The sequence below is a fragment of the Persicobacter diffluens genome (genome assembly GCF_036244895.1).
Lineage (GTDB): Bacteria > Bacteroidota > Bacteroidia > Cytophagales > Cyclobacteriaceae > Persicobacter > Persicobacter diffluens.
This window is the reverse complement of the sequence record NZ_BQKE01000003.1, coordinates 102207-128793: the sequence shown is the minus strand read 5'-3', so window position 1 is coordinate 128793 and position 26587 is coordinate 102207. Positions and strand designations below refer to the sequence as shown.

12 protein-coding genes are annotated in these 26587 nt (G+C 43.1%); 6 read left to right on the top strand and 6 right to left on the bottom strand.

Annotated features, from left to right (window positions below):
- Positions 1–38: 38 nt before the first annotated feature.
- Positions 39–5720, bottom strand: a complete 5682-nt coding sequence (locus tag AAA970_RS19965) for an Ig-like domain-containing protein (RefSeq protein WP_338238660.1) — start codon at positions 5718–5720, stop codon at positions 39–41.
- Positions 5721–6464: 744 nt separating this feature from the next.
- Between AAA970_RS19965 and AAA970_RS19960 the strand changes: the two genes are divergently transcribed.
- Positions 6465–9119, top strand: coding sequence for an MG2 domain-containing protein (locus tag AAA970_RS19960; RefSeq protein ID WP_338238659.1), 2655 nt, complete (start codon positions 6465–6467; stop codon positions 9117–9119).
- A gap of 610 nt (positions 9120–9729) precedes the next feature.
- Here AAA970_RS19960 and AAA970_RS19955 read toward each other — a convergent pair.
- The 4 genes from AAA970_RS19955 to AAA970_RS19940 form a co-directional block, all read right to left on the bottom strand.
- The gene (locus tag AAA970_RS19955) at positions 9730–11148 is read right to left on the bottom strand and encodes a sulfatase-like hydrolase/transferase (protein ID WP_338238658.1); all 1419 of its coding nucleotides are present in this window, start codon (positions 11146–11148) and stop codon (positions 9730–9732) included.
- Positions 11149–11304: 156 nt separating this feature from the next.
- A complete protein-coding gene (locus AAA970_RS19950) occupies positions 11305–12177 on the bottom strand; it encodes an energy transducer TonB (RefSeq protein ID WP_338238657.1) in 873 nt (290 codons plus the stop codon).
- Between the two features lie 206 nt (positions 12178–12383).
- Complete coding sequence (locus AAA970_RS19945) at positions 12384–13928, bottom strand: sulfatase family protein (protein WP_338238656.1); 1545 nt, start codon at positions 13926–13928, stop codon at positions 12384–12386.
- Positions 13929–13933: 5 nt separating this feature from the next.
- Positions 13934–15304 carry a sulfatase-like hydrolase/transferase gene (locus AAA970_RS19940; RefSeq protein WP_338238655.1) on the bottom strand — a complete coding sequence of 457 codons (1371 nt, stop codon included), beginning with the start codon at positions 15302–15304 and terminating at the stop codon, positions 13934–13936.
- 823 nt (positions 15305–16127) lie between these two features.
- Here AAA970_RS19940 and AAA970_RS19935 point away from each other — a divergent pair.
- From AAA970_RS19935 to AAA970_RS19920, 4 genes are read left to right on the top strand one after another with little or no spacing between them, the layout of a single operon-like run.
- Positions 16128–17573 carry a hypothetical protein gene (locus AAA970_RS19935; protein ID WP_338238654.1) on the top strand — a complete coding sequence of 482 codons (1446 nt, stop codon included), beginning with the start codon at positions 16128–16130 and terminating at the stop codon, positions 17571–17573.
- 17 nt (positions 17574–17590) lie between these two features.
- Positions 17591–20725, top strand: a complete 3135-nt coding sequence (locus tag AAA970_RS19930; protein WP_338238653.1) for a SusC/RagA family TonB-linked outer membrane protein — start codon at positions 17591–17593, stop codon at positions 20723–20725.
- A gap of 11 nt (positions 20726–20736) precedes the next feature.
- Positions 20737–22407, top strand: coding sequence for a RagB/SusD family nutrient uptake outer membrane protein (locus AAA970_RS19925; RefSeq protein WP_338238652.1), 1671 nt, complete (start codon positions 20737–20739; stop codon positions 22405–22407).
- 15 nt (positions 22408–22422) lie between these two features.
- Positions 22423–23748, top strand: a complete 1326-nt coding sequence (locus AAA970_RS19920) for a hypothetical protein (RefSeq protein WP_338238651.1) — start codon at positions 22423–22425, stop codon at positions 23746–23748.
- A gap of 564 nt (positions 23749–24312) precedes the next feature.
- Here the strand turns inward: AAA970_RS19920 and AAA970_RS19915 are convergent.
- Positions 24313–25026 (bottom strand): metal-dependent hydrolase, encoded by a 714-nt coding sequence (locus tag AAA970_RS19915; protein ID WP_338238650.1) that lies wholly within the window; start codon positions 25024–25026, stop codon positions 24313–24315.
- Between the two features lie 194 nt (positions 25027–25220).
- Here AAA970_RS19915 and AAA970_RS19910 point away from each other — a divergent pair, with 194 nt between their 5' ends.
- Positions 25221–26327 (top strand): response regulator, encoded by a 1107-nt coding sequence (locus AAA970_RS19910; protein WP_338238649.1) that lies wholly within the window; start codon positions 25221–25223, stop codon positions 26325–26327.
- The last annotated feature ends 260 nt before the right edge of the window (positions 26328–26587 follow it).

The following is a 26587-nucleotide window of genomic DNA, read 5'->3' as shown; positions in this document are numbered from 1 at the left end:
GCGCTAATTCAGCCGGCCGTTATTTAAATTTTAAAGGTTTATTCCAGCACCAATCGGATAATTTCCATCGCTCCGTCTTTTTTCATAACCCTCAACAGGTAAACTCCGGATGGATGTTCCCCTAGATTCCAGGAAATTTCTGGTTGATTCAGCGTGCTTTTATGCTCCACAATTTGCCCAGCGCTACTGATAAGCGTTAGCTGGCAACCAGCTTGGGGCAATCCTTTCAAATGAACCATGCCATTGGTCGGATTTGGATTCAATGTAATGGCTTCCTGTTCCCCAATCAGGATTCTCTGGTTCGCCTGATCGTAATCCAGGGTAAAGTAATCCATATTCCATTCCCAGCCATGCGTACCGGCACCTGAAAGTCGGATGGTATGCGTCCCTTCGGTCAGATAAAGCAGGCTTGCAGCCTGCAATGGCTCAAAGACATCCCAATTCCCATTGTTAGGAACAGGGGTGGTAGAAGCCGGATTTCCATCCACCGATAAGGCTATAGCGGCTCCTGTAACAGCGGTTCCGATTAGGAAAGTCACCTGATAGTCCCCGGTGACCGGTATGTAAACCTCATAATCGCCCCAGTCCCCGGTCTGTACATAGTTGATCGCCTGAATTCCCGGGGCAGGCGAATAAATCTCAAATCCGTTGTAGGTTCCTCCGGTCTGAGTAAATTCTTCAGCTTCAATCCGAATGGAGGAAGTCGTTGCTGTTACGGTTATAGTGGCGCTAGCGGTAAAATTGCCCTCTACTGTTCGTGCGGTTATTGTAGCCATGCCCGCAGCTATTGCAGTGAGGCTCCCTTGTTGATCAACCGTTACAATGGAAACATCGGAAGTTTCCCAGCTTAAGGATTTGTTTGCCGCATTGGTCGGAAGTACTGTGGCGGTAAGTTGCGCCGAGGCTCCTGTACTTAAAGTTAATTCCTCCGGGCTCACGCTAACTCCACTGACCGGGGTGTCGGGCTTCAATGCACTTTCCCATTGGAAGGCAATTTTATCCAGGTTCCATTGCCAGTCATTACTTCCGCTGGCGACTAATTTTATTTGATGCAAACCCGCGGTCATGGCAATGGTTTTGGCCGCTGCCGTTGGCTGACTGTAATCATCCCAGGCGCCGTTATTGGGTACATCCAGGCTTCCCCACAGGACATCATCCAGATAAAGGGATATTTGAGCCCCCTCCATTGGAGTGGAAATATAAAAACCCATCCCATAATTCCCATCCTGCGGAACCTGTAAATCATATTCTGCCCAATCTTCCCGGTTAACCCAGTTGATTTTTGTTCCTGCATTATTAACGCCATAGGGAACAAAGCCATCATTAAAAGTCCCTCCGGTGCTTTTGAAGTTTTCCGCTTCCAGTACCAGGCCTTCTATGGCTTCACTAACCGTTATCAGGGAGCTGGCGGTGAAGGTACCCTCCAGGGTGGTGACGGTAATGGTGACGGTGCCTGCAGCTAAGGCCGTCACCTGGCCGTCGGAATTGACCGTTGCTACCTGTGCGTTATCCGTGGTCCAGCTGACCGCCTGATTTGCTGCATTTTCAGGGAGTACACGGGCCTCCAGGGGATAAACCTGGCCTGTTGATAAGGTTACTTCCTCCGGCATAAGGGTTACTCCACTTACCGGAATATCTTCCACGGTGATTATTAACTTTCCTTCATAGCCCTGACTGCTGGCGGTAATGGTGGCTTCTCCGGCTTTTATTGCGGTGACTTCCCCCCCGGCCGATACGGCGACTATCTCTGTTTGATCACTACTCCAACTCAGTTCAACAGGACAGGCATTGGCCGGACTGATAATCGGGTTAAGCGTTTGCGTTGTGCCAGTGGACATGGTCAGCTGGTCGGGATCGAAAGTAATGCCGTTCAGGGGATCACAATCCAATTCACCTTCGAAAGTCATGGTGAAATAATCCATATTCCATTGCCAGTCACTGCTACCACTGCCGGTAAGCCGGATCGTTTGCTGCCCCGCGGAAAGATTAACCTGCTGGGGGTAAGTCAGAATGGAATAAGCATCCCAATCATTTACAGGGACCTGCTGGCTGAGCAAATCATTTCCGGCAATACTTAAGGTGATCTGTCCGTCCTCTACTGCGGTGGCGGCTCTGAATTTGATCAGATAAGGGCCTGAAGCCGGTATAAAAACATCAAACGCTACATAATCCCCTCTTTGCACATTGTTGATGCCCTGTCCGCCTGTCGGGATGTCATAAATTTTGATATCTCCCACAGCACCTCCCATACGGTCGTATTCCTCCGCTTCAATATGAATGGTTTGCCCGACGGTTACTTCTACTTGCTGACTCACCCCTGCATTGGCAGTGGAGGTGGCCGTAATAAAAGCAATACCTTCCTGGCTTCCGGCAGTCAGCATTCCTTGTTCATTTACGGATACAATTGCAGCAGCTGAACTTTCCCAAAGCAGTTCTTTTTCGGTGGTCCATTCCGGTATAAAGGCCGGAGTCAATGCATATTGGTTATTCGGCAGCAAGGTTAATTTGGACGGAAGTTCTATGGCGGTCGGAGGCACGACAACCTCCTGCACTACCTCGATGAGTACTTCTGCAAATACGCCATTATCAGCTGTGGCGCTCAGAGTGCTTTGACCCAGGCTTAAACCACTCACTTTCCCCTGAGCATCTACCGTGGCCACATTTACATGGCTGCTAGTCCATCTGATTTCTCCGTTATAGGCTTCTTCTGGCAGCAGCGTAACCGCTAACTGAATTTCATCTCCGGGAATAAGCTGACGGATACCCTCTTCAAATACAATCTCTTCCACTTCAATGGCCGGTAAGATTTCCAGCGGACGACTGCAGTTGCTGATTTGCTGAGCTTCGTCCATCAATTTAGCCCTGAGTTCATAACTGCCGGTAGCGGGTAAGCTGTTAAGTTCAAGGGATAGCGGAATGGTCATTTTTCCGGTGGCCGTCACATTTTCCTGAACCAGTCCTGTGCGGCTGTTATTTTTCCAAAGTTCCAGTGCCACGGTTCGGGAACCCAATGCATTGATGCTCAATTCAAAGTTCAACTGGGTATGAGCAGGTGTGAAAGCCGGAAGGGATTCGCAGTAAATGGTTTCTTCCCCGGCCAGGCCAACCGTTAAAGTGATTTCATCACTGAAAGTTTGCTGGTTGCTTTCGTCCAATATAGTGGCCTTCACTCTGGCTTGTGCTCCTATCACTTTTCCGGTAACTTTTCCTGATACCGGATCCAGCATAATTGTCGTATCCGTGGTGGACCAGACGATCTCCCTGCTGGTGGCATTTTCCGGAAGGATGCTGGCAGTTAGTGGGGTGGTGATATAATAACCGATTTCCAAATTTGTGCCCTGATCAATACTGAAGGCCGTAATGGCAGTGGGGCTGAAAGGGGAAAGATTGACACTTACCTCCTGCACAAAGCCACCGTCTTCTGAGGTGATGGTCACTTTTACACTTCCCTGTGCTGCATTGGCGGTCATTTGTCCGAATTCATCAATGGATAAAAGGGAAGGGTCCGAGCTCTCATATTGCAGGTTTTTATTACTGGCATTTTCCGGCTGAAAGCTCACCGGCAGGCTTTCCACGACGCCCTGCATGATTTCAAAAGTTGCAGGAGCGGTAATGCCTTCAAGGGCAATAGCATTCTGACTTCCGCGGCCAGGGGTGTTGGAAAAATCCCAGATTTGGATCATGACTGTGGCATATTCAACTCGGTTGTCTGCCTTACAGGTGATCACATTGGAGGCGGCGAGGTACTCCATTGGCACCGGCACCTCCAGCACGCCCAGCCATTTGTTCTGCGTGTCAATATTCTCTCCTCTGTAATTTCCATCAAAGTTTACATCATGTCCGTTCACGGTAATGACCGGTGTGTTAATGTGATCCGCAAAGAAGTCACCGCTGATCCGCACCATGGCTTCTGCATAACCGGAAGGAATCTGAACATTATTCACCTGAGCGGTCAATGTTCCGTTACTCACGGTAGTGTGAATTTTTTGCCCGCCGGCAGGAGTAGTACCGCTGCCGAGTTTTTCTCCCATAAATTTATATTCCTTTACCCGCTCATTAAGGGCCAGCGGTTTTTCAAACTGATAAGCCAAAATCATGGTGCCTTCGGCCTTTAGTAAAATATTCCCGGGAGCGGTGTTCAGGCGGAAATCCTTCAGGACTGGTTCGCCATAGGCTCCCAGGCTTTCATCCAGATATAAATGCTTGACATGAATACCGGAAAGGGCACTTTGCTGGCTTTCAAAATAATTCAGACTGATGGTCTGGTCTTTGGTAAGCAGATTATTCAGAATGAGGTAGGCCGTACTGCCATCTACGTAGCAATCCACTTGCACATCTATATCAGAGGATTTGGTTTCCACCCGCGTACCGTCCACATCACTCCACAGCTCGAAAAATTTAATGTATTCCGTCCATTGATACTCCCCGCTTCCGGTATCGTCCAGCATTTTGTAAGGGTAGCGGCTCTTGATAGAACCATCCTCATTCAGGTGGTCTCCCCAATGGGCTTTTACCGGGGTAAAGGGCATCGTCAGCCGAACATGAGAAGGGCGCTCCAGAAATTGCATCAGCATGGAATTGAAGGGACGCACATTTTCCCAGTCCCGGCGTTTGGGATCGGCATTAGGCATATTGTTGATGTAATGCCCGCTAACGGCGCCGTATTCAGAAAGGATAATCTCTTTTCGCTCTCCGAATTTATAAAAATCGTACCATTCCATAATATCCAGCATGGCTTCGGTATGTCCACCGGTGCGAATATGGCTTGCTGGTGTTTCCCATCCCGGCCAGTCATAAATATGAACGGAATAGAAGTCCATATTTTCTCCGCAATGGTCGATAAAACCTTGCCACATCACGTCCCACTGGTACCAGTCGTCAGTCATATAGGGTTCAAAAGCGGTTTGTACGGCTTCTTCTTTTACCCCCCAACTCAGGGCCTGAGATACCGGAAATCGGGATACCCAATCCCGCATATGGAAATCATGCATCCCCCAGGTCATGCCTCCAACGGCCGGAGCACTGGCACCCAGTCTTTCTTTTACTTGTTGCGCTACCAGATTGTGATAGGCCCACACCTGTTCCAGACTGGTAAAGGTCAGGTGGCCGGTCATCATGACCATATCAATTTCATTGACCACCTCCCAATAAGTGGGCATAGGTTCTCCGGATCCGCCCGGATTGGTTTTGAAATAATGCTCCAGGTACTGAACTACCCAGTCTGCTGAGGTTTGTACATCCTGTGGTTGCCATCCTGTCCAGGTAAAACCATCGGTATGCCAGCTGAGGGTAGGGTAGGTCGGATGCGGGTTGGTCCCCATAATCATGGGGCCCTTGTATTCGTACTGGTGGGCCAGCAATTGTTGATCATAGAGCTCCTTGAGGCGCTGTGCCTCTCCTTTCATCCATTCCATATCCGGATAATGAGGGCGGTTCGGGTCGGCGGGTGTGTTGTTAAATTTCCAGGTGGCGGAGCCATTGTCCCGGCCAAAATATACATCCAGATCGTCAATAAGATAACTAAGTTTATCTTCCGATCCTTTCCAGTCAGGGTCGGTAGGAGTGGCATGTATTATAATATGCCGGTCACGGCCGAAATCACTGACCCCATCGACTTCGTGGACCATGTTGAGGTTTATATTCACCTCCACTTGTCCCCACAAAAAGCGGGGAAACATTACTCCTAACAGAAGAAATGCATTGTAAATAATGTTTTTCATTAGGTAAAAAATTAGGCTGCAGTAGCGGTTAAAAAATACTTTTTGAAAGGCTTTCTGCAGCAGTTTGAAATAGTGACTGTACCTAATTTATATACTAAGTCGCTGGAAATCTTTTGATTAAAACTCCACCAAAACTGTACAGGGCTGATGCAGGACTCCATAAAAAATAGAAAAACATCAAAAATGCTTCCACAAAAAGTCGGTTATCAATTGATTCCCAGTATGATAAAACTTTACAAGCATCTGAATGAGTATTTATACCTAATTTTGCGCTTTGTGCAGGCTTATGAATTTTAATAGAGAAGATAATAATGGATATCCAGATGGCACTTCCGTTTTTTTCTCTGAACCTCTATGGTTTGACGGGAAGTTTGGTGGTATTTCAGTTATAGCTGCTAGCATTTTTTTTGGGGTTATGGATTTGAGGAGAATGGTAATCGATAATATATTTTATTATGTTCGTGCCCATTATTTTTCTAACTGCATGAGATTTCTGTGTTGCTCTTTCCACTGATCCGATTTGGAGGTATAATTATTTCAGGCGGTCACTTTTAGCTTTTTGACGATGGTTCCCTAAAAATCCCCTGATTGCTGTAATAAAAAAGGGGGATATTTGTCCTGAAACATTTTTTTTTCCCGATAAACCCCTTTTTCGGTTCAATTCTATAGCCCTACTCATTGTTCGAATGATTATTTTTGATACGATCCATGATAGATGGGATTTACTTTTTTTCAATCAATGCCATGACAAAATTTCTTCAGGCGCTTGGAGCGCTCATTATTTGGGGGTTTATGATTAACGTTCCACTCAAGGCGCAGTCCTATAAAACTTTGGCCGATAAAATCCATTCCCATCAGGAGGAACATCCGGTGGAGAAAGTTTTTCTTCACACCGATAAACAGATTTATAGTGCTGGTGAAAATATCTGGTATAAGGCTTATATTTTCAATCCGGAGACCAGACTACCAGAAAGCAAGAGCGGCTTGTTGTATGTGGAATTATTGTCCGAAAACGAAACCGGAATTGTGCAGAATAAATCCCGGATCGTGTATGCCGGTGCTTCGGGAGATTTTTCCTTACCCGAAGATTTACAGGCCGGAAATTACCGCTTAGTGGCTTATACCAATTTGATGAAGAACTATGGGGAGGCTTATTACTTCCAGCAGAATATTCAGGTGGTGAATCCGCATTTTGAGCAACTGCATATCCAATATGAGCAGGAATTTGACCAAAACGCCCGAACAGTGAATTTGAAGTTGTCCGGGGACCACTTCTCTGGTGAGCATGGCACCAGTACTTACTATTATCGATTACGAAATGGTGAAAAGGATTTTAAAAAGGGAAAAGTAAAGGTTGACCCCCAGGGGCAGGTGGCTTTAACTTTTGATCCGACTAAAATTGCGGATGATAATTTGTTGTTAGAATTGGCTTATGAGGTGGAAGGCAAAACTATTATCAGAGAAATAGGACTAGGAAAGCAACAGGAGGATTACCAGTTAGAGTTTTATCCGGAAGGGGGCGATATGATCGCCGGTCAGAGTGGGCGTATTGCTTTCCGGCTGATTGATAGTAATGGCAAACCCATGGAAATGGCAGGAGAGGTTTTGGACGATGCCGGAGAAGTGGTGGCTAATTTTCAAAGCCTTCATGAGGGATTGGGGATGTTTCATATGAAGCCGATTTTGGGTGAAAAGTATCGCATCAGGGCGAAGTCCGGAGATCGAATCATTGAAAAGCCATTGCCCAAGGTGCTGTCAGAAGGCCTGGCTTTGAATTTGCAAATGAACAAGTCTGCTTTTGCGACTCTGCGCCTCAGCGGCAAGGATTTCGGTGGTCAGGAATTTTATATTTTAATTCAGGATGGCCAAAATATAGAAAAGCTGGTGAGCATAAGCTGGCCGGTTGATCGTGATTATTATTTGATGAAGTTGCCGTTGGAGCAATTATCCTCAGGGGTGAAAAGGCTAACGATTTTCGATGAACAATTGCGTCCGCATTGTGAACGCTTGTTTTTTGTAAATCATCATCAGGAAGAAGCCGCCATTACCTTTGAGGTCAATGAGACATTTGGAAACCGGGAACTGGTGGCGCCAAAAATTACCGTCCAGGATTCTCTTGGAGATCCGCTGGCCGGACATTTTTCAGTAGCGGTGGTAGACAAAACCGCAGTTTCGGAGAATATGGATCATGATATCACTAGTTATTTGCTGTTGAATGCCGATTTGGAAAATGCGCCGGAAAAAAGTGTACCTTATCTTGCTGGTGCCAATTCTAAGAATCCTTATCTAGTGGATATGGTCATGATGACCAATGGCTGGAGACGATTCAGCTGGCGTGATGTTTTTGAGGCTTCGGAGAATAGTTATGCCATCGAGAAGGGCATTATTTTGAAAGGACATTTGGAGGGTGCTTTTGGGAAGAATCAGAAAGGTGGACGCCTGATTTTGGCCAATGCACATAATTTGTTGGAGTTTACGATGACGGAGACGGATGAGAACGGAGATTTTGTTTTTGAGAATCTGAATGTACAGGATACCAGTCAATTGGTTTTGCAGGGGAGAAAGCGTAGGGGGAGTTCGCATGTGGTGGTGAGTGTGGATACTGTGCCTCATTACTCCAGCCTTTATCCGGCAAAAATGGAAATGGCGAGTGAAGGAATAGCGGCTTATATCAGTCGTCGGGATGAAATTTTTAAATTTGATACCCTCTACAATGTTGGATTTGATGTGAAGATGCTGGAAGAATTTGTGGTCAGTGATACGCGTCTGGAGGACGAGGAAATGTCCGACCTTAATAGTACCTGGTTTACGAATTATGATAAAACATTAGAGGCTGAAGCTATTACTCAATATCCCTCCATTGAAAATATGTTGCAGCAAATGTTGCCCGCCAGTCGTCAGGCCATTAATGAAGAAAGTGGGACAACAGATTTAATCTATCGTAATCAGGCTCTGGCCTTTACTCTGGATGGGATGCTGGTGAGCTATGATGATATTCTGATGTTATCGCCAATTGATGTGAAGCAGGTGTTCTTTGCTTCTGATGCCTCCGTTTCCGGTAGTGGAGGTATGGGAATTGTTGCTTTCCATACCATTTCCGGAACTGGTGGTACTTCAGGAGAGACCTCTCTGGGTTTAAATATCCTCACCAATATTGGTTATCATTCCCCTCGGGAGTTTCCAAAAATGAACTATTCCGAAAAGCAACCAGAACATATTAAGCCCGATCACAGAACCACTGTTCATTGGCAGCCTTGGGTGATCACTGATCAAGCCGGAAAAGCCAAATTTGAATTTTATACTTCCGATGATCGTAAGACCGAATATGAAATTCGACTGCAGGGGGTGACAGCCGGAGGCTTGTTGATCAATGCCACCAAGCGCATTCAAATTCAATAATCACCTTTGATTGGAATAAACAAAAAGAGGCTGGCTCATTTTATGAGCCAGCCTCTTTTTTGGGGTTAAAAATGCAATTGCTCTCCTAACCCGGATTATTCATGCTTAATTCCTCGTTTAGTTGCAAGGCGGGAAAAATGAAGGAATAGTTTCCTATTTCGAGTTTTTCCCAACGAAGCAGATGAATGAGGAGAAAGCAAGCACCCAAATTTGAGCTATTGATAATTCGACAAAACTAACCATAATACCCTGTTTTTAAGATATTTATAGTGAGTCACTAAAATTAGCGGTGAATAATTCGGGCCAAGGGAGCGTTTCTACAAATGCGCCTCTTAGCCCGATTTATTCGCTGCTAAATCTAATAAGTCGGCTCAATGCATTTGTTATTAGTTTAGTGGTATTTTTTTTGGTTTTTATTCACCCAAATTTGGGCAAGCTTGTTTGTCATTACTCAGCTTCGTTGTTAAAAACTCGAAATAGGAGGCTATTCCATTCTTTTTAGGCCTTCCAGCTGGACAACGGGTTTAACATAGCCTATTCGAGTTAAAACTTTTCGTCTAAGAATGGCTCATAAAAAAGCCCGAAGATATTTCCCCGGGCTATTATTCTTTTAAGATTTTCTCGCGTGACTTGGGAGGCTCAACTCCCATTGGATATAATCCTCAATTAACTCCTGCAGAATTAATGGGTTCTTATCTGCTACATCATTTGTTTCGGCAGGATCTACTCCCAAATGATAAAGCTCAGGCTTGAGGAATAATTCATCTGCCCTTTCTCCATCTGTTATGGGTCTGCCTTTGTGGTCTTGAATTCCCTGAGATTTCAGGTACTGGCGGTGTTTCTGCTTGTCAATCTGCCACACTAATTTCCAGTCGTGTTTCCGAACTGCCCGCCAGCGGGTATTTCTCCAGAAATGCAATTCTCTTTGTTGCTCGCTTTCCGTATTTTCCAATAATGGTAAAAGGTTGCGCCCGTCAGTCTGGTAGTCTTTCGGCAGTGCTACTTCAGCCAGAGCCGCAAAGGTGGGGAGCATATCCAGATTGGAAATCATTTCCTCCATTTGTAGTCCTTTTCGGATTTTGGCCGGCCAGCGCATCCCAATCGGAACTTTTACCCCTCCTTCATAATAAGTGGCTTTATTGCCCCGAAGAGGGGTCTCATAAATCGCTTTGCCACCATTGTCATTCGTGAATACGATTAAACTATTGTCCAGTTTACCTGCTTTTTCTAAAGCGTTAATGATCGTTCCAACGGCGGCATCCAAACCTGCAATTTGGCCATCAAAGCCATTTCCGCCATCCGGAATATATTTACTGTCTACCGTTTCTGCTGGTGCGTGGACGTTGTAGGGGGCGAAATATAGGAAGAAAGGTTGGTCCTGCTCCGAAATCCAGTCTGCTGCTTCTGCTGCTAAATGATCCGTCAAATAGCCGGTCAATCGTTGGGGTTCTCCATTCCGCACAATATTTAGCATAGGTTTTTCATCCTCGCTAACCTCAGGAAGGGGAAGTCCATTTTTGATGGCTTGCACCTGACTGCGAAACTGGTAATAACCACACCTGCCGCGATAACCAAACCAATGATCAAAGCCACGCTCATGAGGCTGAAAGCGGTCCGCATCTCCCAAATGCCATTTTCCGATCGCCGCAGTGGCATAGCCAGCAGGTTTCAGGATTTGAGGAATCATATACTCCTTGGTATCTACGCCGAAATCACTTTTGTTATGCTGGAGTTTAGTGCCCGGTAATATTTCATAATTGAATCTGGCCTGATAGCGTCCGGTCATGATTCCGGCACGTGATGGCGCACATACGGCATGTGTCGCATAGCCCTGATTAAATTGCACGCCTTCTTTGAAAATGCGGTCAATATTGGGCGTTTCCGCTATGGTGCAGGTAGAGCCCGTTACGCCCAGCGCACTGTAGGGCAGGTCATCCACCATGATCAGGATGATGTTGGGTTTGTCCTGGGCTTGTGTGGAGAACAAATTCCCCGCTATAAGGGCCAGTAATAGCAAATATTTTTTCATTTTTGATTATTTTAAATATCCTTTGTAGGGCCTCTTCAGCTTTTTTAACGCCTCCTAATAAGGCCCAAGTTTAAAAGTAACGGGCAGAATGAGCTCACCATTAACCGCTATGCCTCTTTCATATTCTGGTAACCAGCGGTTGAAAAGTTCACAAACTCATTTGGCTTCTGCATTGAGTGTGGGCGAAATGCCTTTGATAACTTTAACCTCCTGGCATTTTCCCTTTTTATCGATGGAGATTTTTACAAATACTTTCCCCTGGGTTCCTCTCTTTCTGTCTACCTCGGGGTATCGGACTTTACGGCCGATAAAGCGGTAGAATGCAGGCATACCACCTATTATTTCCGCTTTTTTTGTAATTTCATCGTAAGTAAATTCCTCTCCGGTGGAGGTGGTACTTTTGCCCTTAATGAACTCGCCATTCTGATAGGTCTCCTCAAAGGTTAGGGCATTTCCCTCAGTAAATCCCTTCCAAAGACCATGCTTTTCTCCCGCAATAAGTTCTCCCTTAAAAGAAATTCTATCGATTTCCCCTTCAAAGATTCCGTTCCCCTCTGATACTGTTTGGTGTCCATCCTCATTCCAGGCAGCGTTAATCATCAGTTTTCTGCTAAGCCTTTTATCCTTATCGTTTTTTATAAGTAGACCTTCCATTTTCATCCGGCCATTGGGATACCAATTTTTCACTATGATATCCGCATATTCTTCCTGGTATTCCAGGGTTTTTTCTAAACTTTTTGAGGAGGAGTAGTATTGGTGAATGCCAATCGCTCTATTTTTTTTGTTTATCTTTTTAAAGTTTCCCTCAAATAATAATTCACCTTCCATTGAATAATCCTGGATATGAAGAATCGATGGATCCTCTTTTGTTTTAGTGCCCACTCTTTTAAACTGAGCATCTTCTTTTGGGCATTTTCTTTTGTTTTGATCAAGAAAATGAACTCCCGGGCGAATCGGTCCAAAAGCATTTTGAGCATTCACATTAAGCGCAAAAACCAGAAATAGAATTAAAGTGGAAATAATTTTCATAAAAAATGGGTGCTGTTGAAGTTAAAATTGGTTAGCTGTCTAAGCCAAATGAAAAAAAGCCACCCCAATAGGGATGGCCAAAAAGTACTGAACACTTGGCTTTCAAAAGAAATAATCTGATATTATTTCTTTAGCTTAGCAGGGCTTATCTGCAGAGAGGAGAATTTTTAAGAGACAGCGTTCAGTTTACACTCCCACTGATATAGTTATTTACCCTTATTGTTCTTGCGCTGTTTTGCCTGCTGCTGACGTTTTTTACGGGCCAGCTTTTCGGCTTTTTTTCTAGCCACCTCATCGATTTGTTCCTGCGGCATCAAAGATTCTTTATTTGGGAATTCTTTATAAGCCTTTTTCAATTGGCCAGGCTTATTCATGATGTCCACATAATTCAAAGCAATGTCATTGTTTTCCTCCATCCACTTTCTCAATGCTGCACGGTAGAATTTCAACTCCTTCTTGAATTTCGGATCGTCAATCAGGTTATTGACACAATCCGGATCTTCCTGAATGTCATATAATTCTTCCGGTACGCGGTGACGGTACATGTCTGCCCATTTTTCCAGTTCCGGATATTTTCCTGCTTCAATTTCTTTCAGGATTTCCCCTTCATTGGAATTGCTGTAACGTACTTCCGCCACGCTCCAAGGGTTAATGATGTATCGGAATTTTTTGTCCTGAATAGAACGCATTACTGTTGGTTGTTTTCCACCGATTTTATAATCAATCTCGGCAAAGGTGTATTCAAAACCATCACGCTTTTCTCCTTTGGTTAGTGGTAAGAAAGACTGCCCGTCTAATTTTCGATCTACTGAAAGGCCGGTTGCTTCCAATACGGTTGGGAAAATGTCAATGGATTGAACGAAATGCTCATCATCAATCAGACCATCCTTGCTGACGCCATTCCATTTAACATAAAATGGTGTGCGGGTGGAGCAAACATACGCATTGGCCTTAGCGAATGGGAAAGGAGAACCATTGTCCGAAAGGACGATGATCAGCGTATTTTCATAAACACCGGCCTCCTTCAGCGTCTGTATTACTGCGCCGAAAGTATCGTCAAATCTACGAACGGAGTTATAATAACAGGCCAATTCGTAACGAACCTGTGGTGTATTCGGTAAATAAGCCGGAACTTCCACCTCCTCTGTAGAGAAAATTTTGGAGGGCTTTTCCGCTCCTTTTTTCATCGGCTTGGCCGGGTCATGAAAAGTTCGGTGAGGGTCATGGGAGTTTACCATTAAATAGAATGGCTTCTGCTCCTCTTTTGCTCGCTGTGCAAATTCCCCAACATAGGTGGAGTATTTTTTAGGACTACGACCGGAGCCTAGGTCTCCATAATCCTGTTCGAAATCCCACTGAAATCCCATATGTGGGGTAGAGTGCTTCACTTTTCCTAAAACTCCCGTCAGGTAACCATTATCCTGCAAAGTTTGCATAATGGTTGGGTTTTCTTCCTTCATATGGATAAAGCCCATCATGCCGGAATTCATGCCATAAAGTCCGGTCGCTATACAGGAACGCGAAGGCTGACACATGGGGGTGTTGGTGTGTCCGTTCATGAACTGCACCGCCTCACTGGCAAAGCTGTCCATTTGTGGGGTCAGGTTGGGAATGTCCCGGCCAAAGCTATTGACAGCTTCATATCCTAAATCATCTGCGGTGATCACGACCACATTAGGCTGGTCTGTTTGTGCAACTGCCTGAAATTGAACAGCGCAAAAAGTGAGTATGCTGAATAATATTTTTTTCATTTCGATTATTTCATAGGTACTTTAACCGGGCCACCAAATTTCGGTTGCCAACTCCATTGTGGGTCCATCATATCTCCTGACCAGTCATCAAATGCTTTCTGCAGGCGCTTGGCTACTTCAGGGTGCTCTTTGATCACATTTCGGCTTTCACCCATATCCTCTTTTAGGTTATAAAGCGCCACCGGATTTTTAGGCCCTTTCAGCTTGACTAATTTCCACTCATGGTCACGGATTCCCCATTGGTAAAGGAATCTCCAGTAAAGATAACGGTCTTCATTGGAACCCTCATTTTCAATGATATTCAACAGGTCTTTTCCATCTAAATTTTCCGGAACAGCTGCTCCCGCCGCAGTTAGCAGGGTAGGCAGGATATCTATCGACTGCACCGGGGTTTCTATTTTGGTACCGGCTGCTACCTGCCCATTGTATTGCAGCAAAAATGGCACCCGAATACCACCTTCCAGCAATTGGCCTTTTTTGCCATTCAGAGGACCATTAATAGAGGTGTTGCCACCATCTCTTCCGGTTCCCCCATTATCGGATAAGAAGATGATCATGGTGTTGTCCATCAGGTCTTTTTCTGCCAGTTTATCCACAATTCTCCCAATGTTCACATCCATTCGCCACATCATGGCCGCGGCTTTCCGACGCTTCACATCCTGAATGTGCTGATATTTTTTTATATCATCCGGACGTGCCTGAAGTGGGCCATGGATGGCATTGAAAGGAACGTAAAGTAAAAAGGGCTTGTCCGCATGTTCATCGATGAAGGCACAGGCCTCTCTTCCAAAAGCATCGGTCAGGTATTCATCCTCCTTACTGACTACTTTGTCATTGTCAAAGAACTGGGCCTTTCCGTTCTCTTCCATATCATAAAAGTAGGAGGAAGCCCCATTCATAAAACCATAGTAGCGGTCATACCCCCGGTTAAATGGATTCATTTCGGCTGTAGCAGTCTGGTGGACTTTCCCGATCAGGGCGGAGGTATAACCATAAGGCTTTAATTGTTCTGCCATATTCTTCTCGGAGGTTGGAATGCCGGGAACAATGCCTTCCGCCTGTCGGAATGGGCCCGGATTATCCTCGGCGCCAAAGCGCTGCTGGTAACGGCCGGTCTGTAAGCCTGCTCGCGAAGGAGAACATACCGGAGCGGTGACATAGCCCGTGGTGAATTGGGCGCCAGCCTCGGCAATTTTGTTAATGTGAGGGGTGTCAAATTCCGTGTCCCACTGATAGGCCACATCTCCATAACCCAGGTCATCCGCCATGATGACGACGAAATTGGGTTTGGCTTTCTTCCCCTCCTTTGCCATTAAGGTATCAGTACTGATGAGTCCTAATACCGTAAGGCTTAAAGTTCTGAAAAATTTTCTCATGTAAATTTATTTTAGGTGTGTTCGTCTTGTCGGAAAAAATAACCTCTTGGGTTTTTAGCATCCCTAAGATTCCGATCGACTTTGGAAGCTATTGTTTTTTGCAAAAGGGACAAAATATACCTCAGGATTAGGGTGAAAAGTAATGTTTTAAACGGCCAAAAGGGCATTGGTTTTTACATGATAAAAACACTCTATTGGGCAATTGAGGAGGATTTTTAATTGTTTGTTCAGAAGATAAACAGAAAACACGCAGTGGATACCGAGCCAAAAGGCTTAATGGCGGGTGCTTATGGGTTTAGCGATACACCAGCTAATTTTTCCTTAAACGATATGCATTAACCCTTTTTTAATTTTTTTGACTAATAACAGTAGTGGGTGGTTATTTGTCGGATTGCGATGATGTTATATATTAGTAAAGTGCAAAATTATCCCAATTTCCTTTTTTAAACTTGATCCCTGTTGACTTCTTATCTTAATCTTTCTACTATTGAGCTTTTTTATTTGATCTGGTAATCTTCTCTTGATGTTTTAATGGTAGTTATTCTTGTTGTTATAACGCTTTGTAATTTAGTTATGCCCCTTCAGGGCTAATTATAGCTATTTTGAGATGTTTTTTATGTGGTGATTTTTTTGTGATCACCTTTGTTTTTCATTGGTATTTATTGCCTATTATTTGCCTTTTTTTTGCGGGATTACGGATGAACATTACCTTAGAATTATGAAAGCATAAGGTTCGGCTTAGACAGGTGTTCTTTAAAATGTTCAAGTGATGTTGGACTCTTTGTTATTCATAAAATTGACCCATTATTTACTTTTATTAAGTATGAGTAATCGTTTACATTTATTTTTTCTTTCGGTGTTGTTACTGTCGGTGACAATCGCCTGTAATCGGGAGGATGAGTTTCGAGCAGAGCATCCCAAAAATTTGCAGTATGCAAGCATTACCGATTATTCCATCGGAGATTTGTTCATTTCGCCTCAGCCTTCCATAGAGGGTGGTGGGAATATGACTTTTTCCATTGTTGGCTTTTCAGGTCCGGAAGGACTCGATGATGAGCGCATGGCAAGTTATATTTCCATTGTTCCAGAGACAGGTGAGATTATTTTGGCAGAGTATTGCCAATTGGTGGAAGGAGCTTACTCCTTGGATATTAAGGCTGAAAATTCAAAGGGGAATGAGACCTTTCCAAAGGCCTTTAATTTGATCGCTAATATGTCGGAGGCCAATGGTATTAATTATACGCCTTCCATTGTTTCCATTCGTGGAAAAGATGTAGATTTTAAAACCAATCCTGCTCAGGTGAAAGGTGGCGGTAATTTTACCTTTGCTTTTTCTGAGCCACAAGAGTATTTGCAAATTGATCCTCAAACTGGACAGATTTCTCTAATTTCTGAAGTAGCCATTGGTGATGATGATTTTATCTCCCAGAAAATCGGCGTAATCGCTGAAAATGAATTGGGAGAGAGCTATAACGCTAATGCCATTGAAATTGAAGTGATCGGTAACAATGTAGGCGCTATTCTATATAATTTGGAAATGGGTAGTCACCAGCGTACTGATCCAGGTTTCTTAAATGGGGGTTCTCAGATTTTTATGGATGAGTATTCGTTTGAATATGATGGTACTCCTGGCACTGTTGAGCTTAATAATGGTTCATATAGTTACACACCAGCGAATGGTTTCCGCTTTCAGTGGTATAGTCAAGAATTAGCGGTTACCAATGAATTGGAGGAAGAAGTATTTGAGAAATTGGCCTTATTCCATCCGTCAAATGGGAATAACAATACAGTTTCATATTTATTCACGGACGCTATTGCAATTCCGGATGAATTAAAGGGTGCATATATTGACCTGATGGGATATAGCATGGCAGGTAAAGTACTTCATGAATTTGGTCGCTTGTCTTTGTGGGCTATGGAAGAGGTGGAATCCTTTGATGAGGAGGAACCAGAATTTTCTGATTTGATTATGGTAAGTGATTTTCTTCAGGAAAAAGTGTGTCAGTATGGGCGCAATGATTCTAAAATTCGGATCTCTGATTTGATGAGAAATTGGGATGAATTTGTTGATGATAATAATAATAATATTCCTGCTGGTCAGACCTTAAATGGAGGTCGTTCCCAACATGTTTTACCAGCCGAATTAGTAGGTAAAAAGGTTAGACTAGTGATGAAAATGGAGAACTTTAATCCACAGATCGATGGTGTGAGCGCTGTTCGGGGGCGTCGTTACGGATTTTGGAAGTTTCAGGTGAGAGAACAACAATAAGTAATAGTAGAACAGTTATGAAAATTAATATTCTTTTGAAGAAGAATGCAGGAATGCTATTGCTTATGCCTTTCCTGTTCATATTCGGATTGAATACGGCCTTCGGGCAGGCCAATCAGCATTATATGCTGAAGGGTACGGTATATGATGAGACAGGAGAAGGATTGCCGGGCGCGAATGTGGTAATCAAGGGTACCACTAAAGGTACTGCAACTGATTTTGAAGGACATTATAAGCTTCGTGTGAAGGCTAATGATGTTCTAGAAGTTTCCTTTACTGGTTATGATGTACAGGAAATTAAGATTGGTGCGCGTGCGATTATTGATATTAACATGATGCAGGATGTGGAGCAATTGGAAGAGATTGTAATTCTGGGTTATGGGGAGCAGAATTCTAAAGACGTTACCGGATCTGTACAGTCCGTTAAGATGAAGTCTGTGGAAGATATGATCGGAACATCTGTGGATCAGATGGTGCAGGGGCGTATGGCCGGTGTACAGGTGAGCTCTAATGAGGGTTCTCCGGGAGCGGCCATGAATATTCAGATTCGTGGTGCCAATACCATTACGGGGGAGTCCTCTCCTTTATATGTAGTGGATGGTTTTCCGGTGGAGGATCCTGATTTCATTACCACCATCGATCCTGCGGATATTGAGCGTATGGATATCCTGAAAGATGCTTCTTCTACGGCAATTTATGGTTCCCGTGGTTCTAATGGTGTGGTTTTGATTACCACCAAAAGTGGCCGTGCGAATAAGTCGGTGGTATCTTTCAATATGAAAACAGGGGTTTCTACGATTCCTCGTGAGCGTCGATTGGATGTATTGTCTCCATCTGAATTTGTGGAGTTGCAGCATGATTTATTCCCCACCAACCCTTATGGTCCCGCTTCTGATTACACGGATGCAGACGGTAAAAACTGGCAAGATGAAATTTTCCAGGGGGGTATTTTCCAGAACTACAATGTTTCGTTGAGTGGTGGAAATGAGGCGACCCGTTATTTAATGTCTTTGGGTTATGTGGATCAGGAAGGAACGATGATGAATACCGGTTTCAACCGTTTCACCGGTCGTTTGAAAGTAGATCAGGATGTGAACGAGCGTTTGAAGGTAGGATTGAATGTTTCTTATTCTCATACGGAAACTTATGGAATGAATATTTCTTCCGCATCGGTTTCGACCATCCGTTCGGCCATTATGTTTCGTCCGGTTGTACCTCCGGGATCCGATATGGATGAGGATGCAGGTTTTGACCCTTCTGATTTGGGAGCAGGATTCTACTCTCCTGTAAAAACACTAACAAATACCCACCGTTCTGAGCCACGTGACGTATTGCAGGCTAACGGTTATCTGGATTACAAAATTTCAAAGGAATTGAAATTCCGTTCCACTTTTGGTTACACTTTGGATCAAAGGTCACTTCGTCAGTTCTATGATGAAGGAACTAACCAGGCAGATAACGGATCAGATGGTATTAATGCTTCTGTAACGGATTTTACTACCCGCCGAATGATCAACTCCAACGTTTTGACTTATAATAAGCGCATGGGTAAGGATCGTTTCAATCTGATGATGGGGCAGGAAATGCAGTACCGCGAGCAGTATCAGATTTCCATGAAATCCACCAATATGCCGGTAGGTGATTTTGGCTGGAATGATATGTCTTTGGGAATTCCACGTCCGACGACTTCTTCCCTGGTACAAAACGCTTATTTGTCTTTCTTCTCCAGAGCCAATTATTATATGGCAGATGGGAAGTATATCTTCGGTGCCTCGATTCGTGCGGATGGTTCCTCTAAATTCTTAGGAGCAAATAAATGGGGTTATTTCCCATCAGCTTCCTTTGCCTGGAGAATAGGTGATGAAAATTTCATGCAGAATCAGAATTTCTTCTCTGACATGAAATTGCGTGCCAGCTATGGTACTTCCGGTAATGACCGTTTAGGAAATTTTGATGCGATTGCCACTATGGCTGCCATTGAAGGCGCATATTTTGACAACAACTACCTGGTGGCTGCTTACCAGTCTCGTCTGGCCAACTCGGATTTGAGATGGGAGACTTCCAAAGAATTTAGTGCAGGGCTGGAGACCGGTATTTTTGATAACCGTGTTTTGATTGACGTGGAGGGATATTATAAGTATACCAATGATCTTTTGCTGGATGCGCAGATTCCTCCTTCAGCGGGAACTGGTGTGGTGAAACAGAATGCCGGAGCTGTCGTCAATGCAGGTATTGAAATCAGTGTAAATACCGTGAATATTAAGCGAGAGGATTTCGAGTGGACTTCTTCTTTTAACATCACTTTCAACCGTAACCGTGTGACGGCATTGAGCCCGGGGGAGTCTGAGCGTTTGTTTGTGGGACATAATGCGGTTTTCAACACCGAAAACTATTATGGCTTGTTTGTAGGTGCTCCGGTAGGGCAGATGTACGGATATAAATTCGATGGTCTGTACCAGATGGACGACTTTAATTACAATGCTTCAACCGGAAGGTATGAATTGAAAGACGGTGTAGTGGATATTAATGCTGCCAACGGTTATGTTGAGCCGGGTATGCCGAAATATGTTGATCAAAATGGGGATGGTATTATTGATGAGAGTGACCGTACTTTGATCGGTAATGCGCAGCCATTGCACTTTGGTGGTTTTGGTAACAACTTCCGCTATAAGAACTGGGATTTGGGAATCTTCATGACCTGGTCTTACGGAAACGATATTTTCAATGGTAACAAAGCTACTTTTGGTGTTGTCGGTCGTCAGCAAAACCGTAACTATTTAGGAGAAGTTCGTGACCGCTGGACACCGGAGAATCCGAATACCATTGTTTGGGGAGCTCCAATGTCTGATGATAACAACTACCTGAAGGTGTATAACGGTATGATGGCTTCTGATTACTGGATTGAGGATGGATCGTATTTACGTATCAAAAACATCACTGTCGGTTATACTATTCCTAAGGAGAAATTGAAAAAAATCAAGATGTCTTCTTTGCGTATTTCCGCTACGGTAGATAATGCTTTCACCCTGACAGGTTATTCCGGATACGATCCTGAAGTATCTGTAAGAAACGAAGCGATGTACGGTGGTATCGATTATTCTTCTTATCCTCGTGCAAGAACTTTCACATTAGGTCTTAACGCCACTTTCTAAAACTGAGCAAAATGAAAATGAAAAATATTTGGATATGGAGTTTAGCTCTTTGGATGGGGGCTTGTAACTTCTTGGATTTCGATCCTAATAAAGAGTTTATCCGTGACGATTTTTACAAGGATGCCACGCAAACAGAAATGGCATTAGGCGCTTTATATGCTTCTTTACGTGATATTTATGCGGTTGATCTATCCGTTTGGATAAATGCGGGGACTGACGAGGGTTTTCACGGTCAGGGAAATGAAGCCAATGATGGTGTTCGTTTTGCCCAGCTGACTTATAACCAAAACGATGTCACGACCATTCGTGTATGGGACAGATCATATGCTTCGATTAACCGTGTCAATGACTTTCTGTATAATCTGGAAAGAGCAGATACGATTTCCGGTCTAAGTCAGGAAGCGAAAAAAGGAATGATCGCAGAGGCACTGACAATTCGTGCAGTAAATTACCTGAACCTGGTAAGAATGTATGAACATATTCCATTGCGTTTGGATCCTTTGGTAGATATTGCCAACCATCCTGAAGGCGTTTCTATGCCGAACGCTCCAGCAGCTGAGGTATATGATCAGATTGTGGAAGATTTGACTTTGGCCATAGAAGATTTACCCAATGTGGCTACCCAATATGGTAGAATTGGAAAATTTGCCGCCGAAGGAATTTTGGTTCGTGCTTATTTAACCATGGCCGGAAAGCGAATTGATGGGGGTAACATTGGTGTAAATACTTGTTTGGAAAGAGCGATTTACCATGCAGATCATGTGATTAATGGCTCTAATCACAATCTTTTGCCAGAATATGAGGATATTTTTTGGAATCAGATAAAAGGAATGGATGATGACACTGAGGTGATGTGGGAAATTGTTTTCCAATCTGATTCTGACCGCGACAATGGGGGGGATTTGGGGGCTCGTATTGGTCCAGCTGTTCCAAATACGGATATTCAGGTTGCAGCTACTGCCTGGGTGAATACGACTCCATTTATGGATGTGGTTTATGACCAAGTCGATGAAGAGGTGGTTGATGCCCGTAAGGAGTGGAATATCGCCGATTGGAGAGCACAATATAGCAGTGATTTGAGACGCTTTGTTTATGGTAGTGTGGGAGATTCTTATGCATGGACTCCTGGCAAGTGGAGACGTGTCAACAAAGTGCCGGTTTATGATGAAGAAGGAGAAGTTTCCGGCTATGAGCTTGAAATGACCGAAAGCGGTTTTACCAGAAAACACACGACTTCATTTAACTTCCCGGTGATTCGTTTTGCAGATGTTTTGTTGATGAAAGCGGAGGCTTTGAACCAATTGTCAGGTCCTTCAGAGGAGGTGTTTAGCCTGGTAGATCAAATTCGTCATCGTGCACATATTGGTGAAATGCGTGCGGAGATGATCGAAAAAGACATGGGCTTTGATAAAGAAAGTGTGTTGGAAATGATTCAGATCGAGCGTCAGCGTGAGCTTTGCTTTGAAGGCCATCGTCGTTTTGATTTGATCCGTTGGGGGATCTATGAGGAAAGAATGCTGGAGCTGAATCGCTTTATGGACAATGACCCTTCTTTCCCATCTAATCGTCAGCAATTAAAAACGCCTGGTAACCAAATCCGTGAACAGCACAATGTATTCCCGATTCATTTCCGTGAAATGCAGCTAAATAAGGAAATCGTTCAACACCCACTTTGGAACTAAATTCCATTTTTTAAGATGAAAAAATTATTGAAATATTTATTCCTGTTCACAGCCCTGGCGGGTTGTGTTCAGGATGATGAGCAAGAATATATTGGTCATAAACCTACCGCTCTGGTTTATGAATACTACCAAAAGGCGATAGTTCCCGGAATGGATTGGGAATCAAATACTCCTTATGTTAGAGGAGAGGGTCCTTTCCATTTCGAATTAGTAAATGTGACCTTTAGTGGCATTGCCCCTGAAATGGCCATGGAAGATTTGTTCTCCATTAATGAATCAGGGAATGTCTTCTTTTCTGCGGCAGAAGATCATGCTTTGGGGCAGTATACATTGGATATTGCGGTGGAGAACGAACATGGTCGTTTGGTGAAAGAAGAAGCTATTCAATTTGAGGTGGTGGAGTATGTGCCAATGGAAATCATCATTAATGGAGGCGATCAATCTCCCATCGAAGTAGAACTGGGTGAGGATGGTATTCCAATGCATCCAGTGGTAGAGGGCTTTTCTGTTGAGACTGTGGGTTTCAATAAAAACCAATTGAAGGTTAATCCTGAAGACCAATTTGAAATTGATTATTTAGGGGAGCTTTCACTAATCGCTGATCGATATGAATTAGGGAGTCAATCTGTTGAGGTGTATTTCACTATTTCAGAAGAGGAAAAGATAAGCAGTAGTATTGAGATTAATTTTATAAAAAGGGCTACTGAAGAATGGAAATCCTTATTTGTATATGATTATACCTTAGGAGGTGAATCAGGTCAGCAAAGGGGATTAACCGCTCTCAATGTCGGAGGATTTGAGGCGGAAATGATTTTTGGGCCAGAAATGCCCAATCCAGAAAGTAACTTTTGGTGGAACTTTACTAAAGATGCCGGAAATCCTAATCCGGATTGGACGAATGAATATCCTTTGGCAAAATTAGTAGGAAATAATTTCGCTACCGGAGAGGGTTCGCAATCTCAACATATATTGGCTAGTCCTGAATTTGAAGGTGCTAATCTTTTGGATATTCAAATTGAAGGCGGGATCTTCATATCTACTTCTGTTATGAATAATGTAGATCAGGATTTTGAAATTTTTATGGTGAAGGCTTCTGATTTTAGCGTTAGTTCGGCTCCCTCCGAAAGCTGGCTGTCAATTGCTCATATGAATGATTTATCGCCAAACACCAACGGTGGATCACATTTTGCCTTTTCATTAGAAGCACCAGAAGGTTTTGTTCAAGAGAATTTTCATATTGTTGTGGTACTTAAACATGGAAGAGAGACGGCTTCTAATACCGGCTTTATGGCCGTGGATAATTTTGAGATTTCAGGTCTTTACAACCTGATTGCTGAATAAATTTATAAAGTTAAATTTAAAAGCCGATCAGGATGAATTTCCTGATCGGCTTTTTTTTGATCAACTTGTAAGTCTAATCAGGGCTTTTTCATAAAAAGCTAGATCAGCCAATCAATACTTTATATAGGATAATTAATCGTTTCTTTTTCATTTTTTCTTGATAAAAAACGAAACAAAAAAATCTAGGCCGAACTGTTGATGTGGAAGATTTTACACCATAATGTCAATACTGTAAAAGGTAGTAAGCTAACCCATAAACAAGCGCTCAAATCAAATAGACTCCCATTGGGAACTAGATCATTCCTATATTTTGCCCATTTGTAGTTTTATGAAAAAGCCGTGTAAGTCTAATGATTCATGCTTAAATCCTTCTTTAGCTGCTAAGGGGGATAAATCCTGGATCGCTTTTCTATTCCATCGTTGCCAGAAGGTAGATCAATATGTAGAATTTGAGCTCCTCCAAATTAGGACCATTAATAAATCAGTAAAATCCCTCCATACAAACCGATATAAAGTCCTTTATTATAGTAAGCCAAATCTGGCGGTAAAAAATTGGGTTAAAGGTCAGATTATCCATTGTTCATAATGTACCCAAATCCATTTGCCCCAGGAGGTCAGCATCAGGATGTTTTCGGTATAGCTTGGCTCCCATAGCCAAAAGAAGGCAATTAAAGCGGCAATATAAAGGCCTGCGTATAAAGAGGCCTGTTTAGGATCAAATAAGGTCAAAGCAGTCCCTAATGAAAGCTTGATCTTCATGATACTATAAAGTTCATCTAAAAGCAGGTGCACCAAATAGCCCGTAAAAAAGGCAAAAGCTGCGCTCAGCGGAATTGTTAAAGGGAAAGCTACCATTTCATGGAAAAGGCCCAGATGGAGTACCGCCCATTTTATAGTCCCTCCGATTAAAAAAGAGCTTAATAAGGCCATGGGGAAGGAATGCCATGCACCCCGGTGTTTGGTATGTTGGTTGAACAGGGGTTTGAGGATAAAAAGCACAAATCCAAATACCCCAAAAAAGAGGATGAAAGTTTGAGTGGGAGTTAAAAGATTATAGCTCAAAAAGGAAAAGAAAAGCCCTAAACTTACACCAATAAATCTGAATAAAATTCGCGTAAAAATCGCGTTTTTGCTATCTACATCTGGAAAAATACTTCCTATATAGGTCAACAAACCTAAGCTGAGTGCAGGTAGAAATGCTTCAGTAGCCATATAATGATAGCTTACTGCTACGGCCGCGCTTGCTCCAATAATAGAGTGGGTGGTGAAATTCGCCATGCTAAAAATTTAATCCCTCAAAAATAATATTCGTCGATATTTCCATCAAAGTTTTGGTGGTTATTTATTTTTTAAGTGCTGTTTTTTTGTAAAAAATGCAAAAGGGTCGTCTTTTCATTACATAGGGGTGCATTGAGCGAAAAAAACTTATTGTTTAATAACCGTTCTTTTTACAAACACTGCTAATAATTACTATGACCAGAATTCTAGTTGTTGAGGACGAACACCATATTCGCCAAAATCTGCTTGATTTTTTAAGCTTTAGAAAGTTCGAGGTTTTAGGTGCGGAAAATGGAGAGCAAGGCCTGGAACTATATGAATCTTTTCAACCTGATTTGATTATTTGTGATGTAATGATGCCGGTGATGGATGGTTTTGCCATGCTAAAAGTTCTCAGGGAAGACAAAAATCAATATCAAATACCTTTTTTATTTTTAACAGCAAAAGCGAGTCGAAAGGATTTTCGCGAAGGGATGAATGCCGGTGCGGATGATTTTATTACTAAGCCCTTTACTTTTTCCGAAATTGAGGAGGCCATCAATATGCGCCTAAAGAAAAAAATTAATACGGCGAAATCACTTAAAGAGCAGTTAAATGACCTGAAAATTAATATTGAAAAGGTGACGGATAATGCTTATAATCAGGAAACGATTGAAGGATTAAGGACAGAAATAGAGAAATTAAGTAAAGCTTTAGGGACCAAAAATCAGCAGATGGAGGATGTTTCCTATATTGCCTCTCATAAAGTAAGAGCTCCCCTTTGCAACATTTTAGGCTTATTGGATTTGGCAAAAGATGATCGTATTGAATTGGATTTTGACTTTATGAAACTCATCAAAGAGTCTGCGGCCGTATTAGATGAGTCGATTCACCAATTAAATGACCGCCTGAACCATATGGTGGAGACGATTCAGGGGGAGGACATGGAGGAAGTGAAAACCATCTTTTTAGTGGATGATGACCCTTTTCAGCATAAAATAAACCAGCGAATTCTGGCCAAATCGCTTCCAGAAACGGAGGTGGTTTGTTTTACGGATCCCAAAATAGCCCTTGATGCCTTTAGCAGGGACGCACCGGACTTATTATTATTGGATATCAATATGCCGGAGGTTAATGGCTGGCAATTTCTAGACCATCTATTGCATAATCCACAGCCTAAAAAAACCAGAATTTTTATGTTATCTTCTTCCATTGACTATAATGATGAAAGAAAAGCTTTCCAATATGAGATTGTTCATGGTTTTATTCATAAACCTTTATCTAAAAATCATATCAAGCAATTATTTTTAAAAAAGGTTTAGGGCATATTTTTCCGTTTACCTAAATTATTTGTTCTCAAATCCTCCTCTAGCTACTTGCGGGAAATAAGGAAGAATTTTTTCCTATTTCGCGTTTTTCCCATGGAAGCAGATGAATGAAGAGAAAGCAAACTTGCCCCAAGTTAAACGATTAAAAAATCAGCACATCCAATCCTAAAATCTTGTTGATGAAATGTGTAGGGTTACCCACTAAATCTGATGATGAATAATTTGGCGGAAGTAATTACTCATGGCATGATATA

What these genes read in the sequence shown, in the direction of transcription:
- AAA970_RS19960 (WP_338238659.1), top strand. Translation starts at nt 6,465, where the DNA reads ATGACAAAATTTCTTCAGGCGCTTGGAGCGCTCATTATTTGGGGGTTT.
- AAA970_RS19920 (WP_338238651.1), top strand. Translation starts at nt 22,423, where the DNA reads ATGAAAAAATTATTGAAATATTTATTCCTGTTCACAGCCCTGGCGGGT.
- AAA970_RS19910 (WP_338238649.1), top strand. Translation starts at nt 25,221, where the DNA reads ATGACCAGAATTCTAGTTGTTGAGGACGAACACCATATTCGCCAAAAT.
- AAA970_RS19935 (WP_338238654.1), top strand. Translation starts at nt 16,128, where the DNA reads ATGAGTAATCGTTTACATTTATTTTTTCTTTCGGTGTTGTTACTGTCG.
- AAA970_RS19955 (WP_338238658.1), bottom strand. Translation starts at nt 11,148, where the DNA reads ATGAAAAAATATTTGCTATTACTGGCCCTTATAGCGGGGAATTTGTTC.
- AAA970_RS19940 (WP_338238655.1), bottom strand. Translation starts at nt 15,304, where the DNA reads ATGAGAAAATTTTTCAGAACTTTAAGCCTTACGGTATTAGGACTCATC.
- AAA970_RS19945 (WP_338238656.1), bottom strand. Translation starts at nt 13,928, where the DNA reads ATGAAAAAAATATTATTCAGCATACTCACTTTTTGCGCTGTTCAATTT.
- AAA970_RS19915 (WP_338238650.1), bottom strand. Translation starts at nt 25,026, where the DNA reads ATGGCGAATTTCACCACCCACTCTATTATTGGAGCAAGCGCGGCCGTA.
- AAA970_RS19925 (WP_338238652.1), top strand. Translation starts at nt 20,737, where the DNA reads ATGAAAATGAAAAATATTTGGATATGGAGTTTAGCTCTTTGGATGGGG.
- AAA970_RS19965 (WP_338238660.1), bottom strand. Translation starts at nt 5,720, where the DNA reads ATGAAAAACATTATTTACAATGCATTTCTTCTGTTAGGAGTAATGTTT.
- AAA970_RS19950 (WP_338238657.1), bottom strand. Translation starts at nt 12,177, where the DNA reads ATGAAAATTATTTCCACTTTAATTCTATTTCTGGTTTTTGCGCTTAAT.
- AAA970_RS19930 (WP_338238653.1), top strand. Translation starts at nt 17,591, where the DNA reads ATGAAAATTAATATTCTTTTGAAGAAGAATGCAGGAATGCTATTGCTT.